The sequence below is a fragment of the Microbacterium sp. genome (assembly GCF_047605725.1).
Lineage (GTDB): Bacteria > Actinomycetota > Actinomycetes > Actinomycetales > Microbacteriaceae > Microbacterium.
This window is the reverse complement of record NZ_JASGFE010000025.1, coordinates 22845-37642: the sequence shown is the minus strand read 5'-3', so window position 1 is coordinate 37642 and position 14798 is coordinate 22845. Positions and strand designations below refer to the sequence as shown.

General features: G+C 66.2%; 12 protein-coding genes, 1 pseudogene and 1 CRISPR repeat array. Of the genes and pseudogenes, 3 read left to right on the top strand and 10 right to left on the bottom strand.

All coding sequences use genetic code 11. From position 1 onward, the window contains the following. Nucleotides 1–235 precede the first annotated feature (235 nt). From QM641_RS07265 to QM641_RS07255, 3 genes and pseudogenes are all read left to right on the top strand, one after another. The gene (locus tag QM641_RS07265; RefSeq protein WP_415114942.1) at nt 236–1627 is read left to right on the top strand and encodes a tyrosine-type recombinase/integrase; all 1392 of its coding nucleotides are present in this window, start codon (nt 236–238) and stop codon (nt 1625–1627) included. Further along, on the top strand, nt 1624–1911 hold the full coding sequence (locus QM641_RS07260) for a DUF6262 family protein (protein ID WP_415114940.1): 288 nt from the start codon (nt 1624–1626) through the stop codon (nt 1909–1911). Before QM641_RS07265 ends, QM641_RS07260 begins: the two co-directional genes overlap by 4 nt. A 50-nt stretch (nt 1912–1961) precedes the next feature. After that, a pseudogene (locus tag QM641_RS07255) lies at nt 1962–2174 on the top strand (IS3 family transposase); the annotation flags it as partial. Nucleotides 2175–2242: 68 nt separating this feature from the next. Then, nucleotides 2243–4259: direct repeats of the CRISPR family, unit length 37 nt; unit sequence GTGCTTATCCGCGATGACGCGGGAGCGGGGTCCGGAC. Nucleotides 4260–4435: 176 nt separating this feature from the next. On the opposite strand, the gene cas2 reads toward QM641_RS07255, so the two are convergent. The 10 genes from cas2 to QM641_RS07205 all read right to left on the bottom strand — a co-directional run bounded on the left by cas2 (nt 4436) and on the right by QM641_RS07205 (nt 14797). Next, nucleotides 4436–4720 (bottom strand): CRISPR-associated endonuclease Cas2, encoded by a 285-nt coding sequence (gene cas2 / locus QM641_RS07250; RefSeq protein ID WP_415114938.1) that lies wholly within the window; start codon nt 4718–4720, stop codon nt 4436–4438. Further along, nucleotides 4711–6561 carry a CRISPR-associated endonuclease Cas1 gene (cas1, locus tag QM641_RS07245; protein WP_415114936.1) on the bottom strand — a complete coding sequence of 617 codons (1851 nt, stop codon included), beginning with the start codon at nt 6559–6561 and terminating at the stop codon, nt 4711–4713. The genes cas2 and cas1 overlap by 10 nt, the downstream gene beginning before the upstream one ends. Before the next feature lie 10 nt (nt 6562–6571). Next, the gene (cas6, locus tag QM641_RS07240; RefSeq protein WP_415114934.1) at nt 6572–7273 is read right to left on the bottom strand and encodes a CRISPR system precrRNA processing endoribonuclease RAMP protein Cas6; all 702 of its coding nucleotides are present in this window, start codon (nt 7271–7273) and stop codon (nt 6572–6574) included. A gap of 103 nt (nt 7274–7376) precedes the next feature. Continuing rightward, nucleotides 7377–8837: a type III-B CRISPR module RAMP protein Cmr1 gene (gene cmr1 / locus QM641_RS07235; RefSeq protein ID WP_415114933.1), complete on the bottom strand. Its 1461-nt coding sequence runs from the start codon at nt 8835–8837 to the stop codon at nt 7377–7379. Beyond that, on the bottom strand, nt 8834–10195 hold the full coding sequence (locus QM641_RS07230) for a hypothetical protein (protein WP_415114932.1): 1362 nt from the start codon (nt 10193–10195) through the stop codon (nt 8834–8836). Before QM641_RS07230 ends, cmr1 begins: the two co-directional genes overlap by 4 nt. A gap of 331 nt (nt 10196–10526) precedes the next feature. Continuing rightward, the gene (locus QM641_RS07225) at nt 10527–11543 is read right to left on the bottom strand and encodes a hypothetical protein (RefSeq protein ID WP_415114930.1); all 1017 of its coding nucleotides are present in this window, start codon (nt 11541–11543) and stop codon (nt 10527–10529) included. 3 nt (nt 11544–11546) lie between these two features. Next, complete coding sequence (gene cmr6, locus QM641_RS07220; protein ID WP_415114928.1) at nt 11547–12404, bottom strand: type III-B CRISPR module RAMP protein Cmr6; 858 nt, start codon at nt 12402–12404, stop codon at nt 11547–11549. Then, entirely contained in the window at nt 12397–12822 is a 426-nt protein-coding gene (locus tag QM641_RS07215) for a type III-B CRISPR module-associated protein Cmr5 (protein ID WP_415114926.1), read from the bottom strand. Before QM641_RS07215 ends, cmr6 begins: the two co-directional genes overlap by 8 nt. Further along, on the bottom strand, nt 12819–13709 hold the full coding sequence (cmr4, locus tag QM641_RS07210; protein ID WP_415114924.1) for a type III-B CRISPR module RAMP protein Cmr4: 891 nt from the start codon (nt 13707–13709) through the stop codon (nt 12819–12821). The genes QM641_RS07215 and cmr4 overlap by 4 nt, the downstream gene beginning before the upstream one ends. After that, the gene (locus QM641_RS07205; RefSeq protein WP_415114922.1) at nt 13706–14797 is read right to left on the bottom strand and encodes a type III-B CRISPR module-associated Cmr3 family protein; all 1092 of its coding nucleotides are present in this window, start codon (nt 14795–14797) and stop codon (nt 13706–13708) included. The genes cmr4 and QM641_RS07205 overlap by 4 nt, the downstream gene beginning before the upstream one ends. Nucleotide 14798: the final 1 nt, after the last annotated feature.

Sequence of the window (14798 nt, the reverse complement as noted above, 5' to 3'; positions counted from 1 at the left end):
CCACCCACCAGCCGCTGCCCCCACCACACCGTCACCAACCTCGCTGCATAGAACAGCTAGGACACGGCTCGCGACCGGCTCTCAGGCTCCGATCCGGTTGCTGATCCAGACCGGGAAGCCGATGCGACACCTCACCGTCAACGACCTTCAGAAGTTCGCCGCGGCCTGCCGCGACCGCGAACTGGCGACGGGGATCTCACATCGCCACTACTTCTCGGCGATCAGCATGGCTCACATGGTGTTGTTCCATCTCGGTGTCCTCGATTTCCCGCCCCGCACTGGCGGCCCGATCCCATACGAGGAGCGGCTCGCCGAAGTCACTGCTTCGTTGCGAGCGGAGCTGGTCGGCTACCTGGAACGCAAGCGGGCGACCTGTGACCGCAAGACGGTGTCGGCGATGGCGACCCGGCTCAAGCACTTCGGTGTCTTCCTCACCGAGACCGACCCGGCGTTGACGTCGGTGAGGGATCTGGATCGGCGCCGTCACGTCGAACCGTTCCTCGCGTCACTGGTCGACGCGGTCAGCGACAAGGACGGCGCCCCGATCAGCATCGGAGACCGCAACCGGCGGGTCGTCGCGGTCGCGACGTTCCTCCGCGACATCACCGAATGGGGCTGGGACGCAGCCCCTCCTCGGAAGGTGCTGTTCCGCGACGACATCCCCAAGCTCCCGCAAGTGCTGCCCCGCTACCTCCCGATCGACGCCGACCGGCGGCTCACCGCCGCGTTGACCGAGCATCCCGAGAACGAACTGGCCGCGCTGGCGCGGCGGCTGCAACGAGCCTGCGGGCTGCGGATCGGGGAACCGCTCGACCTCGAACTGGACTGCGTCCACGAGTTCGACGGGAACGGGGCCTGGTTGAAAGTCCCGCTCGGCAAACTCGCCACCGAACGCATGGTCCCCCTCGACCCCGAGACCCTCGACGTGATCGACCGAGTCACCCTGATCCGCTCCCACGTCAGACCACTCCCGCACCCCCGCTACCGGCGCCCGGCGCAGTTCCTGTTGACCTACCTCGGACGCCGACTCTCGCAACAGGGCGTCCGCCGCGAGCTCGACCACGCCACCCAGGTCGCGGGCCTCGCGCATGTCACCTCCCACCAGCTGCGTCACACCTACGCGACCGCGTTGGTCAACGCCGGCGTCTCTCTGCAGGCGCTCATGGCACTCCTCGGCCACCAGTCCGCCGAGATGAGCCTCCGCTACGGGCGCCTGTTCGACGCGACCGTCCGCACCGAATACGAACGCGCCCTCGACCTCGCGAAACAGAACACCCCTACCGCCGCGGCGGGAGATGCGGCCGGGCGCACCCAGTTGCCGCTCACGGTCATCACGGGCGGACGCGACTGGAAAGACACCCCGCTGCTGAAGTCGCGCATGGCCGGCGGGTTCTGTCTCCGCGCGCCCGCGCAGGGCGCATGCAGCTACGCGAACATCTGCGAGCACTGCCCGTCCTACCGCTCCGAGCCGTCCTCGCTCCCGATCCTCGCCGCGCAACGCGTCGACGCCGACGCTCTCGCTCGCGACGCGGAACAGCGAGGATGGATCGACGAAGCCGAACGCCACCACAAGCTCATCGCCCGCCTCGACGCGCTCATCGCCGACACGGAGACCCAGACCGGATGACCAGCCCCACCCTGAACCAGATCGAGCGAGCCTGCGCCGACCTCGCCCGAGACGGCCAACCGATCACGATCGCTGCGGTCGCCGAGCACGCAAGAGTCTCCCGGTCCACGATCTACCGCAACCCGGAACTGCGCGCCGTGATCGAGCACCACCGGCAGACCGCTCCGGACGGCAGCATCATCGCGATCACCGACGAACTCGCCACGCTCCGCCAGGCCGTCCAGACCCTCGCCGACACGGTCCGGCAGCACGACACACAACTCCGCCGACTCGCCCGGGACTGACCGCGTTACCCGGCCAAACCCCAACCCAGGGCCGATTAGCCGGATAAGCCTGGGACAACGCCGTCGCGGAGAGCTTCTTCTCGATGCTCAAGAACGAGATGTACTACCGGTCATCGTTCCCCACCCGCCGGAAGGCGAGGTTCGCGGTCATGCAGTACATCGAAGTGTTCTACACCCGGCAACGACTGCACTCCACCCTCGGCTACCGCACCCCCACCGAAGCCCGGGCCGCCTACCACCCTCAAGCCGCAACCGCGGCCTGAAATCCACAAAGAGACCGTCCACGGAACTTGACACAGCCCAGCCCAAATACATGGCTCCGTCCGTTGAGGTGCTTATCCGCGATGACGCGGGAGCGGGGTCCGGACCAGCGACCAGTGCGGCATCGACAACGACGGCTTCACGGTGTGCTTATCCGCGATGACGCGGGAGCGGGGTCCGGACCGCGGAATACCGACCCACCGCTGCCAGTTCGCTGGTGCCGTGCTTATCCGCGATGACGCGGGAGCGGGGTCCGGACCAGCGACCAGTGCGGCATCGACAACGACGGCTTCACGGTGTGCTTATCCGCGATGACGCGGGAGCGGGGTCCGGACCGCGGAATACCGACCCACCGCTGCCAGTTCGCTGGTGCCGTGCTTATCCGCGATGACGCGGGAGCGGGGTCCGGACCCGCCCGGACAAGATCGACGAGCTCGCCACAAAGCTCGAGTGCTTATCCGCGATGACGCGGGAGCGGGGTCCGGACTTCAACGAATTCGGTCGAGTGTCACCGTAGGGGACTCTTCATGTGCTTATCCGCGATGACGCGGGAGCGGGGTCCGGACTGGGGGCAACCCCGTATTGCCTGTCGGCAAGACGTGCTTATCCGCGATGACGCGGGAGCGGGGCCCGGACGGCGAAGTTCACGACCGACTTCGGGCTCAAGGAGGGTGCTTATCCGCGATGACGCGGGAGCGGGGTCCGGACGTCGTCGGCGAAGAGCGCATCGACACCAGCAAGCCCGAGTTGTGCTTATCCGCGATGACGCGGGAGCGGGGTCCGGACGGCACGCACTGTCCATCTACGACCTTGCTGAACGCGTCAACGTGCTTATCCGCGATGACGCGGGAGCGGGGTCCGGACGCCGCTATACGGGCCGTCGCATGGTCGACGTTCGTCGCCGTTGTGCTTATCCGCGATGACGCGGGAGCGGGGTCCGGACACATGTCGTTATGTCCTTCGGGGGGGGAACCCGGGTGCTTATCCGCGATGACGCGGGAGCGGGGTCCGGACAGGATGTCGGGTCGAACTCCGACGTGGCGGAATACAAGAAGTGCTTATCCGCGATGACGCGGGAGCGGGGTCCGGACGCGCACATTGACAGTGGGTTTGGAGTGTTTCGGACTTTGTGCTTATCCGCGATGACGCGGGAGCGGGGTCCGGACCGGCCAGTCGCACACGTCCGTGCTCTCGGGCACGCAGTCGTGCTTATCCGCGATGACGCGGGAGCGGGGTCCGGACTCCTGGCTGACTCGCTGGCGCTCGCCGGACTCTGGGACGACCCGAAGTGCTTATCCGCGATGACGCGGGAGCGGGGTCCGGACGTCGCATACACGGACTACATCCGCGAGAGCGGCTTGGTGCTTATCCGCGATGACGCGGGAGCGGGGTCCGGACACGATGTGAGGTCCGGTTGCGATCCGCCCTCAAGTGCTTATCCGCGATGACGCGGGAGCGGGGTCCGGACACCTCTGCAGAGCTCACCGCGGTCGAAGCCTACTTCACGGAGTGCTTATCCGCGATGACGCGGGAGCGGGGTCCGGACCCCTGTGGAACCTGGTCAACGCCCCCACGGGCTACACCGGTGCTTATCCGCGATGACGCGGGAGCGGGGTCCGGACGTCCCTCGCGGGTCCCTTCCGTCTCCTGTTTTCCTTCGCGTGCTTATCCGCGATGACGCGGGAGCGGGGTCCGGACGTGCGGTCCGCGGGACCGTCGCGAAAGGCTTCAACGACTGTGCTTATCCGCGATGACGCGGGAGCGGGGTCCGGACCCTTGCCCCGATGGCACGGTCATCGAGCGACTCGATCGCTGCCTCAGTGCTTATCCGCGATGACGCGGGAGCGGGGTCCGGACCCCACAGAAGAGGAGAGAAATGTCCACCCCCAACCTGAGTGCTTATCCGCGATGACGCGGGAGCGGGGTCCGGACCCTGGACGGACTGATGAAGGACCGCCGGCAGGCGGCCGAGTGCTTATCCGCGATGACGCGGGAGCGGGGTCCGGACCCGCTATTGGATTGGTTGCCTTGTCGGTAGCCATGCCGGCTGGTGCTTATCCGCGATGACGCGGGAGCGGGGTCCGGACCCCAGACTTCAGAATACTCCTCCGATCAGCCACATTTCTTGGGCACTGCACACACCACGATGACGGCGCTTCGCAGTCAAGCGGCATGTCGTCGACCTTCATACGAAACCCCTGATCACGGTGGCTAACCAGCAGCGACTCATGCGGAACCTCTGCGCGCATCCTCTCTCCACAGGTCAGAACGCCACCCAGTACGGTGTCGTCGTGACGGGCGCGACCGCGCCCAGCGAGATCCCTTCACCCCAACAATCCTTGCACTGCCGAAAGAACGACACCATGTCGCGTTCGTGATCGATCAGCGCGGAGATCCGCGAGCGCAGCTCGGCGAGCTGGTCAAAGTCGACGATGCAGACGTAGACGCTGCGCTGGATGCGGTTGCCCACGCTCTGCAGCATCGCGGCGCACCGCGACCGCACGCCGTCGTCGGAGATGTCGTAGGCCACCAGAATCGTCAGCGCCACGCGAGTCCCTCCCAGCCGGCATCCGGATTCTCGACGTATGTCGCGAGGCGTTGCGCTTGCCGATACAGATGACGACGGATGCTGCCGCGGAACCCCGGAATCGCCCCCGACGTCTCGCGGAGCATGCGTCGTTCATACCCGTCAACGAGAGCGACCTTGCCCTGCTTCGTCAGGAGGACTCCGGCCTTGTCGACCAGGCGTCCGTGCTCGGTACGCAACGACTTGCGCCGCGTGAGCTCGAGCACGACCTGATCTACCACGTACGGCCGGAACTCCTCCATGAGGTCGAGCGCAAGGCTCGGACGGCGGTCCTCCGGGCCATGAAGCAGCCCGATCGCCGGGTCCATCCCCGCGGCGACGAGAGCGGCCACGCACTCACCCAGCAGCATCGCATAGCCGTAGCCGAGGGCGGCGTTCACGACATCCATCGGTGGTCGCCGCGATCGGTGTGCGAAGCGGAGCGGCTCCGGCACCAGCATCCCAAAGTGCCCGAAGTACACCTGCGCGCCCGCGCCCTCCACGCCCATCAACTCGGATCGCGTCTGCGCCAGGCGTGTCAGCTTGAGACAGTTGTCGATCTGAGCGATGGCTTCGCGCCCGTCGTCGGCGTGCTCTGATGAAGGGAAGCGACGGAGCACCGTCATCTGATGGGCAAGCTTCGCCGCCACCGCTACCCGCGCGAAGCCCAGCGCGCGCTCATCGTCATCCGCCGTAGCGATCTGCGCACGGAGCCGACGCACCTTCGTGCCGGAGTTCACACCGAAGTGCGAACCGATGTAATTGCCCTTTCGCGAGAGGAACACGGCCTCGACACCGTTCGCGAACGCCCACGCCCGCACGCCGGCACTCAGCCCCACCGAGCCGAAGAGCACCAGCCGTTCGACGTGCCCCAGGGGCACGTCGAGGAGCGTCTCGTCACCGCGCGACTCGACGAGCAGGCGCCCCTGGCTCTTGCGCAGGCGACTACCCTGCGCGCCGACGAACACGACCCGCTTCGTCGGCTCGGGCACGCGGTGGTCGTCGAGCACCGGCGGGAACACCGGCCCGAAGTCCTCACCGAGGAACGTGAAGCCGTGCTCGAACGACATCACCTCGGTCTTCTCAGCTGACAGCGTCATGCGCACTCCCCTCAGTGCCTCGGTGGCGATCCTCGCCGCCTCCCACCCCTCGGCCTCGTCGCGACACAGCACGACGAAGTCGTCGGCAAACCGCACGATCGGAAACCCACGGTCGAGCAGCGCCCCGTCCAGGCGCGTGAGCACCAGGTTCGCGGCAAGCGGTGACAGCGAGGTGCCCTGCGGAACGCCGCGCTCGGCGGCATCCCGCCACATGAGCGACTCGATGAGGTCATCGAGCGAGGTCTCGGGCAGGGCGGCCGTCATCATGCGGAAAGCGACACGACGCGGCATGCTGGGGAAGCAGTCGGCGATGTCGGCGCGCAGCACCCAGCGGTGGCCCTGCTCGCGCCAGTGGGCGACCGCCTGCACGGCGTCGGCGACGCTGATGCCGGCGCGGTACGCGAACGACGACGGCCCGAGCAACGGATCGACGTGCGGCGCAACGACGTTCAGCACAGCACGTTCCACGACACGGTCACGCACCGTCGGCACCTGAAGCACGCGCGGGTCGCCATCCTCCTTCGGGATGACGACCTCGAACAGACCGGACGGCCGATACGTGCCGTCGGCGATCTGCGCCGCCAGCTTCGCCAGCCGCTCGTCGGCGTTCTCACGGAATCGGGCGATCGAGTCGGAGACCTCGTCGTCTCTTCGCTCCGACACGTCGGCCCACGCCGCCGTGAGCGCTTGCAGGCTCGTCGCGCGGGAGAAGAGGGTCGCCATCGTGGGGCGCCTACGCCGTGGTGTGCTGTGCACGGCCTCGGCGTTTGGGATCGGATGCCGCGAGCCGCACGCGCCCGAAACCGTACTCCGTGCGCGCGCCCGCCCCGAGAAACTCGGCCATGCGCAGCAGCGTAGTGAAGCGTGCGAACACCGCGGTGTCGTCGCCTCGGTAGGTGACCTCGCCGATGAATCCGGGAACGACCCGCTGGTTGGCCAGCGTAATCACGCGGGTCTCTCCCTTGACCCGCGACACCCGCAGGCTCGCACGCTCGATCTGCGTGGGGTTGGGGATCGTCGTGTCGGGGGGCGCGACCGCCGACCAGCGTGCGGTGAGCGAGCTGAGCAGGGATGCCGGGTCGACCCACGGCGACGTGTGCTTGCCGCGGCGGAGGGTCGTCGGGGTGAGGAAGCGGACGGTGAGCTTGGGTTCCGACTCCTGCTGCAGCTCGGGCCAGTCGAGGGTTGCGACCGGGTTCGGGTCGGGGACGACCGGCTCGAACGTGAGCGCGGTGCGACCGAAAGCGATCGCGCCATCGGCGACGGCACGGCGGTGCAGGCGCTCGGCGAGGACGTCGTGCGCCACACCTACTTCGAGTTCACCGCCCATGGGGGTCGAGGTCCACCATGCCGACCACGGCTTGCTCGGCGCGCCGTGCGGTGCAAGCCCGGTGTGCGCGTCGTCGTTGCCGTCATCGAGGAGACGGCATGCCACTGCGTGGAGCAGTTCGGGATGCGGGATCGTGGACGGGCCAGTGAAGCAGAGCGTGTGGCGGGAGAGAGTCATGGGAGCGGGCGCTTCCCGTCGGGCACCCTGCTCACGATCCCGCACCTCGGATGCGGTTGAAGAAGGCAGCGCGGGAAGCAGAAGTGGGCGGTGGAGTCGGGGGCGTTGGTGCGCTGCGTGGTGACAGCTCACTGCGAGAAGCATCTACATACTGCGTCCATTCGGAGAGCGTCGTCTGCAAATCCCCGACCTCGACCTTCAAGGGACGGTTCCCGACCGAATACACAAGCTGGGGCTGCTCGTCACCGACTGGCGGGAGGAAATCGACAGCGAACCCGACCGTGAGCAACCTCTGCGCTGGCGGGCCACTTGAGCCAACCGTCGTATCCGGAATCAAACGAAAACGCAGGGGCGATGGCCACCGACGCCGCGCGCTCTTCTCATTCCTACTGCCGATGACTGCATCCACCTGTTTGACACCTGTCCCATCAGGATTGCCCTTCTTGAACACGATCGGCAGTCCGAGCACGGCAAGCGGAAAGTGCGACGGGGGCTCGTTCGGCCGCGTCGGCCAGCTTCGGCCAAGAACCTCAAGCCACTCAGCCGACTTCACGGGTGGCGTGTAGTCGTAGCGGCCATCTGCGCGGCGTTCGCGATCATACCGATCCGGGTTCCACACAGCGTCCGACTCGATCCGATTGGCGCGAAAGAGACGCCAGCGAAGCCCCACCTCCGACAACGCTGTCCTCCAGTCGTTAGAAGGAGGCAGGCCCATACCATTCGACGGAGGTACGGGCCCCGCGCTCAGGTGGACAGACATGTTCGACAGTGTGGGGAAGGAGTTGCCCGGTTTCGGCGGCTCCTGCGTGGCGCCCAGCACCTCCCACACAAGCTGAGGAGCGGCCTTCGTGAAGATATCAATGCACTTCTGTACATCATTTGGCCTCAACGCCGTGAGCGCCTTGACGTCGGACCTCTCCACGACGACCGAGCCGAAGCCACGATGACTACGCGCGCCAAGACCGTCGAGATTGAGCGCGAGTTGAAGCGCTGCCCGAAAAAGGAAGGACTCGGCCGGGCTCAGCCGTGAGCGGACCAGTACATCAAGAGTCTGATCGGGCTCGATGAACGCCCGTGGTCGGTCCGTGCGCAGCGGGTAGAGGCCTTGCCCCATGAGATAGGCCGCCCCCGCGAAGCCCCCGAGCGGGCGGTCCACCGGATCGTAGCCAGTGGATATGTCAATCTGTGAGAGCTTCTCGAAGTCATGCACGGTAGTCGCCGTAAGCGGCGCGGTCCTCGGCTGGTGTGGCACGCGGAACTGCACCTTTGACGGGGACGTGGTGGAGCCGAGGATGGCGCTCTCGACCTGCGCGACCCGATCCAGGTCATCGCCCACGACGCTGCCGACCACCGCGCGTAACCAGAAGCGAACGAGTCCGCGGATGGCGGACGGGCGCACCTCGGCTTTGCCGGGTTCACCTGCGTGACCGGGCTGACCTTGAAGAAACATCGGGGTCTGAACCCTGAGTGTGATCGACTCCCAGCCAGTCATGCCTTCCTCCTCCAACTGGTGTGCGCCAGAGGCGCGGTAATGGCCTTGTCGTCCCACAGCACTTGCGAGAACAGGCCGACGACCGTGATGAACAGCGATGCGAGCGTGAGTATCCAGAAGCGTTGCTCCCACGGCAGGGCGGCGAGCGACTGTAGATAGGAGGTCGCCTCGGCGCCGGCCGGGGATTCGTTCTCCGCGAAGATCGGGAAGAACACGCCAAACATGATGAGCGCGACGAGAACAGCATTTCCGAAGACGATCAAGCCGACCCAGGCGGCCCGGCGCCGGTCCTCGGGCTTGCCGACGCGGTGCCCCCGCGCCTCGGCGAGCAGGTAGCTGTATGCCACGACCGCGAGCACCAGGCCTGCAATGGGGAAGCCCCACCACTCGACCTGTTTGTAGGCTTCCCGCCACCACTGCGCGGGAAACGCGAGCATCAACACTCCGCCGATCGCCACCGACGCAGGTATCCGCGGCAGCAGCGCCATGCGGGTGAAGGATGTCGCGAACAGATGCGGCAGGTATGTCACCACTGCGGCGATCGCGGTGGTGACGATCCAAGCATTGACGCCAAGCCAAGGCCAGGAGTACCAAACGACGAAGAGCAGCGCGGAGACAAGAATGAAAGCCGCCTGCGTCCAGAGGAGCACGGGTGCTCCCAGGAAGCGCATCCATCTTCCGGCCGCGGCGGGCAGCCGCCGCCACCCGGTAGCGGCGCGGGGCTCTGCCGCCCCCTGCGCCGCCCTTGTCGCTCGCCGTGCTGTCCGCAGGTCGAACCGAGGGAGGAAGAAGCTCTCCACAAAATCGGCGAGCGCGTGATCGAGCGAACCCGGCTCTTGTCCCTTGGGCCACTTCTTGTCGACCGCAATCGGCACGCGTAGCGCCGTCGACCCACCCTCCTGTTGGAACAGCAAGAGCGAGACGGCCACCTCCAAATTCGCGGAGGGCGTCTCACGCAGCACCGCATAGTCCTCAAAGTAGGCGAACGCGCCCAGAAGCTCGTCGCGCACCTCCTTCAGTCGGGAGGCGTAGAAGAACCCTGCATCGGAAGTCGCTTTGAAGACCTGAACGATATTGCGGTACGCGTCTGATTCGTCACGCTCCGGGTCTTGCGGCTCGCGCGGGCTCCCACCCTCCGGTTCCGCACCCCTGGGCGACGCCCGCCTGCTGGCGGCCTCACCTACCGTGGCTCCTCGAACGACGGCACTCACTGCTATGAACAGGGTCCACTGCCCAATGAGGCGGAGCTCGGCAACACGCGCGTCGACGGGCTGCTCAGGAATGGGATCCGGCAACGCGCAGAGGGCCGCACAGCAGATCAGCACGATCCGGCGCCACGCCCGCAGATCGTCTGCCACGCTTGTCTTCGCGCCCGAAGGCCATTCCGCGGCGACAAGAGCCCCGGGCACACTCAGGAGGTCCGCCGCTCCACCCCTGCCGAGGGTCCGGGCGAGCTTCGCGATGAAGGAGGCGGACCCGCACTGGACGCTACTGACGTCCCCCGGTGGGAACCGGGGCGGATCGGGATCGAGGGACAGCAGACCGACCCGTACTGCACCGAGCTGTAGTTTGACACGCGTGCGCACCCGTTCTACGGCCGCGTCAAAATCCGTCTCTGGCACGTGCCTTCCGATTAGTCGAGACTGTTTGAGAAGGTCGGCGCGATCACGTGTCCTACGATCACGTGTCCTATTGGAAGAAGGAGAGGAGTGCACTGAGCCCCCAACCAAGGTCCGTATCGTCGATCTTTTCCTCCCCTGCCGCGCTCATCCGCGATCTGTACGCGTATCCGTCCAGACGCCGATCCTTAACGTCCGGAAGGTACGGTTCGGGGCCGCTCCGAGCCTCACCGACGACCGGGTAGAGCCAGCGAACGTAGGTCTTCTCGTCACCCTCCGCTGCAATGCGGCGTACCGGCAGAGACACCTTCTTGCGATCGTCCTCGTGCATTGCGTACGCCGCCACCTTCAGTCGCTGCGACTCGGGGTACTCCAGCCACTCGGCCATCGCGAGAAAGTACGGCACCGCCGCTTTGTAGCCGCCCGACAAGTGGAACACGGCCTTCGTGTGCCTTGAGCGACTCATGTCGCCATGCATCTGCACAGCCAGACGACCAAGGTCCTGCGCGAAGCGAGGGAGACTACCCGCTTCAAGGTCCCGCACCGTCCCGATGTAGATGTGTCCAGCATCCAAATCTCGCTGCGTCGTGAAGCCATCGTCGATCCAATGCACGTTGCGGAAGGTGCCCTTGGTGAGCAGACCCACGTTCCAGAACGCCGCGGCCTTGCAGGCATCGGTGTCTGAGACAAGGAAAACCGTGACGTCGGAGGGACCCACTCGTGGCATCGATTCCAGATCATGCGGCGTGAGGTGTGCGCCCAACGAGTCAAGTTCGGCGCTCACTCTGCGCAGCCCGCTGTCATACAGATCCTCGCTCTCGATCTCAGCCAGGAGCTTCTTTAGATCTGTCGCGGTGCGGCTCTGCTCGTTGTTGTGCGCACGGTCGCCGTCGTATCCCCAGCCTGCCGCGTACGTCGGGACGCCCTTGCTCGGATCCTTCTTCGCTGTGACCTCCACCGCGCCTTGGCGGATGCCGTGGCTGAGGACATTGAAAGCGAAGCCGCTGCCGAGCGGTCCATCATCCCGCTCATCTTTGAGGGTCTGAAAAATCGACAAACCCACCGTCACGAAGTGCACCGTGCCCATGGTCTACCCCTCACCATCCGGGCGCGAGACATATCCGTAGCCCGCCGCCGTCTTTCCGCCGATTCCCAGTTCATCCATCGCATGCACGGCCCACTGACGAACCTCGAGGACATCTGATTCCGGTCCCGCGAGTGCCGCCGTGAGTGTGCCTGACACGGTCAAGAACGACGCCGGAACTGGATTGTTCCACCCGGCGGGCGGGGCCGGCTTCGCATGGTCCTCACCCGCCTCCGCCGCCGCGTGCCGCGCATAATAGGGCGAGTGATGAGGGGTCACAACGTCGCGTACAACTTGGACGGACGGCTCGGGAAGAGCTTCAAAGAACAGCACGGACCCACGGTTTCCCTCCGCCTCGACGCTCTCGCTCCCGCGGTCCCGCTTCTTTGCGGGCGCACCGAGGTACTTGTTGATGAACTCATCGGCGATCTCCGCCTGCAGTGCCCAGTGGCGCACAAGCCCTTTCAGGGAGCTTGCGGGGATGATCGGCCATCCGTATGTGCCGTGCAGGCTGATACCGATCTCATAGGGGCCACCCTTGTCTCCGAGGCCGATCGCCATCCGCCACTCCAGCTTTATCGGAAGCTCTCGGGCCACCCACCCCGGCTGGTTCGCCATCTCATCCAAAGCCGCACGGCGGCGACTGCGTGCCGCCTCGCTCACAGAGTCACCGTCTGAAACCCCGAGACCCGTTCTCTCCGCCCACGCGAGAGCCTCGCCCTGAACCTCCCGGCGCTCCTCGTCGCTGCCGGCCGGGAATGCCAGCCGGCGTAACACAAGCGTACCGTTGGCCTCATCCATTCGGTTCGAGCGGAGACTCTCGACTGTGACGCGCCGCCCGTACGGGCCGTAGGCCCTAACCATCGGTGACCCTCGGGCCGCCGCCAGGCTTCTCCGCCGCGTGCCGTGCCTCGCTCAGTCGCTTGACCCACAGCACGATGTCCGCAACTGCCTCCGTCAGACGCGCGTACTCAGCAGGCGACAGCTTCTGGAGCCACGCCACGGAGTCGGGGTCCCTCAGAGAGTCAAAGCTGCTGGCGCCCCTGACCTCGCTGTGCTTGATGCGCTCTTTCAGCAGGGCTTCCACCTTGGAGTAAGCGCCGGGGAGCCCCTCGCCCGCCCCGCTCTTCGACGAGATGTAAGCCAAGGTGGCGGCGAGCCCGGACCTGTGCAACAGATACGGTAGGCCGCGGAGACGGGTGCGCACCTCCGCCGTGTAAGGCTCGATGCCGTTAACGAACTGAGCGGCTTGAACTGCCAACCCCTGATCTCGCCGACTCATTTCGCGGCTCCTCCGGTCGAGGCATCAGCCTCTTCCAGCTGACACCAGAGAACGCCCTTTCCGACGGTCTCGTCACCCCCCAACCGCAGAAGACGAGAACACTCGAAGATGTGCCTTATCGCATCCCGGTCGGCTTGGTCCCGGCAGGCGATGCTGGCGGCAAGAAGAGTGTCGGTCGGCAGGTACTCCACGGTGAAGAGCGCCCCCTCGAAGACTCGCTTGGCCTCCCTCTCGAGTGCGATGCGGGTCGCCACCTCCGTGCCGAAAACCACGTTGTCTCGGAAGTCGTCGTCGTGAAGAACCACGAGGTCAGCCGCTATCTTCGTGCGGAAGTGCCCGAAGAACTCGTCGGGGGGTAGTGCGTCGGACGCCAAGTGCTTGGCCCACTGGGAGGTCGGCCCGGCGGCATCCTCGTCTTTCTTCGTATCGACGACGCTGACGCCGAAGACTTCGTTGTCATCCGCCCATGTCGACTCGGCAGCGCGAAGCGCGCGGCCCACGCGGCAAACCGGCACAGGCAGATCGGCGAGACCAGCGCGTGCCCGCTTACGGGAGAGGCGCGCCAGCGCGAGCTCGGACGTGACCCACGCGAACGTCCGCGTGACCGTCGGAACCGGGAAGGCAACGACCTGCGCGTCCCCGATGGAAAGGCGCCCACGGTCCTTCTCCGTCGGTCCGTCGCGTTCCGTGCCGAAGAGCCTCGCCACATCCACACCGTCTATGTTCCGCGCGTGCTCGCGGAGCGCGCCCTTGAGCGACTGGCCCCAGATCACCGGGTACCGCGTGCTCACCTCACGCTGGATAGGATCGTCAACCACGCCAAGGCTCTGATCCGCACCCGCGTGGACCGGCGTCTCAGCGTAGAGATACAGCACGACCTCGTTCATTCCGCATACCTCCATGTCCCAGTGAGCACCACACCGAACCCCGTGCTCGCGATGTCACCCGAAGTCAACGTCAGTGCGGGGCGGCCTTCGTCTTGGGGGTTCGTCAAGTCGTGGACCCATGCCCCTGCCGTGTCCGCATCCGGAAACTGCACGAAGAAGACCGACCCCGCCGGCACTGCCCAGCGCAGGCTGGTCTGGTCGATCCCGTTCTGGTGATTCGCGCCCATCGCCACGGTCTCGACGGGGCCGAGTACGCTCCCGACCAGTTCCGCCCCGTCGGGGAGCGGCGGGTGCGCACCGCCGGACCAGATCGCAGGGGTGGCGAGATAAAGCAGTACCCGCCCCTTCGGGTAGTGATCCAACGGGCCAGGAAGCTCCGGCGGATCGGACACGGCAGCTACCGCCACGCGCCGGCCCGCAGAACCGATCGGCACCTGCACCTCCGCGCGCCGCCTCGCAGAGCCGATCGGCACCTGCGTAGGCTCCAAACGCTCGCGCCCCAGATCGGCCTCGATCATGAACACGCCGTCGCGTGGACGACGATGCGTCGTCTGATAGAGATAGCCCTGCTTCACCGTGCCGTCGTCGTCACGAGCAATACCGATCCGACGCTCCTCGGGGAAGAGCTCCTCGAGCGTCGCCCGCTGAGGTCCTCTCGGTACGTGCGCCCAATCGGGGTCATGCAGATACGAAGCGATCAGCTCGATGCTCGCCAGCTCCGGAACGTGCTCCCATCCGTCGACCCCGCGTCGTCGCGCGTCCACGTCTGTCAGCCATTCCCCGACGAGCCCGCTCGTCGTCTGCCCAGGCTGGTGCACCGGGCGCACGCGGGTGACCAAGTTGCCACCTGCCCGCACGACATCTCGAGGCATTGGGAGATAGGTGATGCGCCGGCCGTTCGCGTACCGCCACGCTGCGAAGGGTCCTCGCATCCATCCGAACCGGCCGCCGATGGCACTCCCGAGAATGCCACCCATCGTGCTCGGCTGGGGCATCACGGAGTCGAACACGGCGCCCTCCCCCGTCACGAACGTGCGACCGTCGCGCACGAGGAACGTGTCGTGTGGGGTGATCGAGAACCACGTCATC

Coding starts and splice junctions, on each gene's coding strand:
- QM641_RS07265 (WP_415114942.1), top strand. CDS start 236: ATGGTGTTGTTCCATCTCGGTGTCCTCGATTTCCCGCCCCGCACTGGC.
- QM641_RS07260 (WP_415114940.1), top strand. CDS start 1,624: ATGACCAGCCCCACCCTGAACCAGATCGAGCGAGCCTGCGCCGACCTC.
- cas1 (WP_415114936.1), bottom strand. CDS start 6,561: ATGGCGACCCTCTTCTCCCGCGCGACGAGCCTGCAAGCGCTCACGGCG.
- cmr1 (WP_415114933.1), bottom strand. CDS start 8,837: ATGACTGGCTGGGAGTCGATCACACTCAGGGTTCAGACCCCGATGTTT.
- QM641_RS07225 (WP_415114930.1), bottom strand. CDS start 11,543: ATGGGCACGGTGCACTTCGTGACGGTGGGTTTGTCGATTTTTCAGACC.
- cmr6 (WP_415114928.1), bottom strand. CDS start 12,404: ATGGTTAGGGCCTACGGCCCGTACGGGCGGCGCGTCACAGTCGAGAGT.
- QM641_RS07215 (WP_415114926.1), bottom strand. CDS start 12,822: ATGAGTCGGCGAGATCAGGGGTTGGCAGTTCAAGCCGCTCAGTTCGTT.
- cmr4 (WP_415114924.1), bottom strand. CDS start 13,709: ATGAACGAGGTCGTGCTGTATCTCTACGCTGAGACGCCGGTCCACGCG.
- QM641_RS07205 (WP_415114922.1), bottom strand. CDS start 14,797: ATGACGTGGTTCTCGATCACCCCACACGACACGTTCCTCGTGCGCGAC.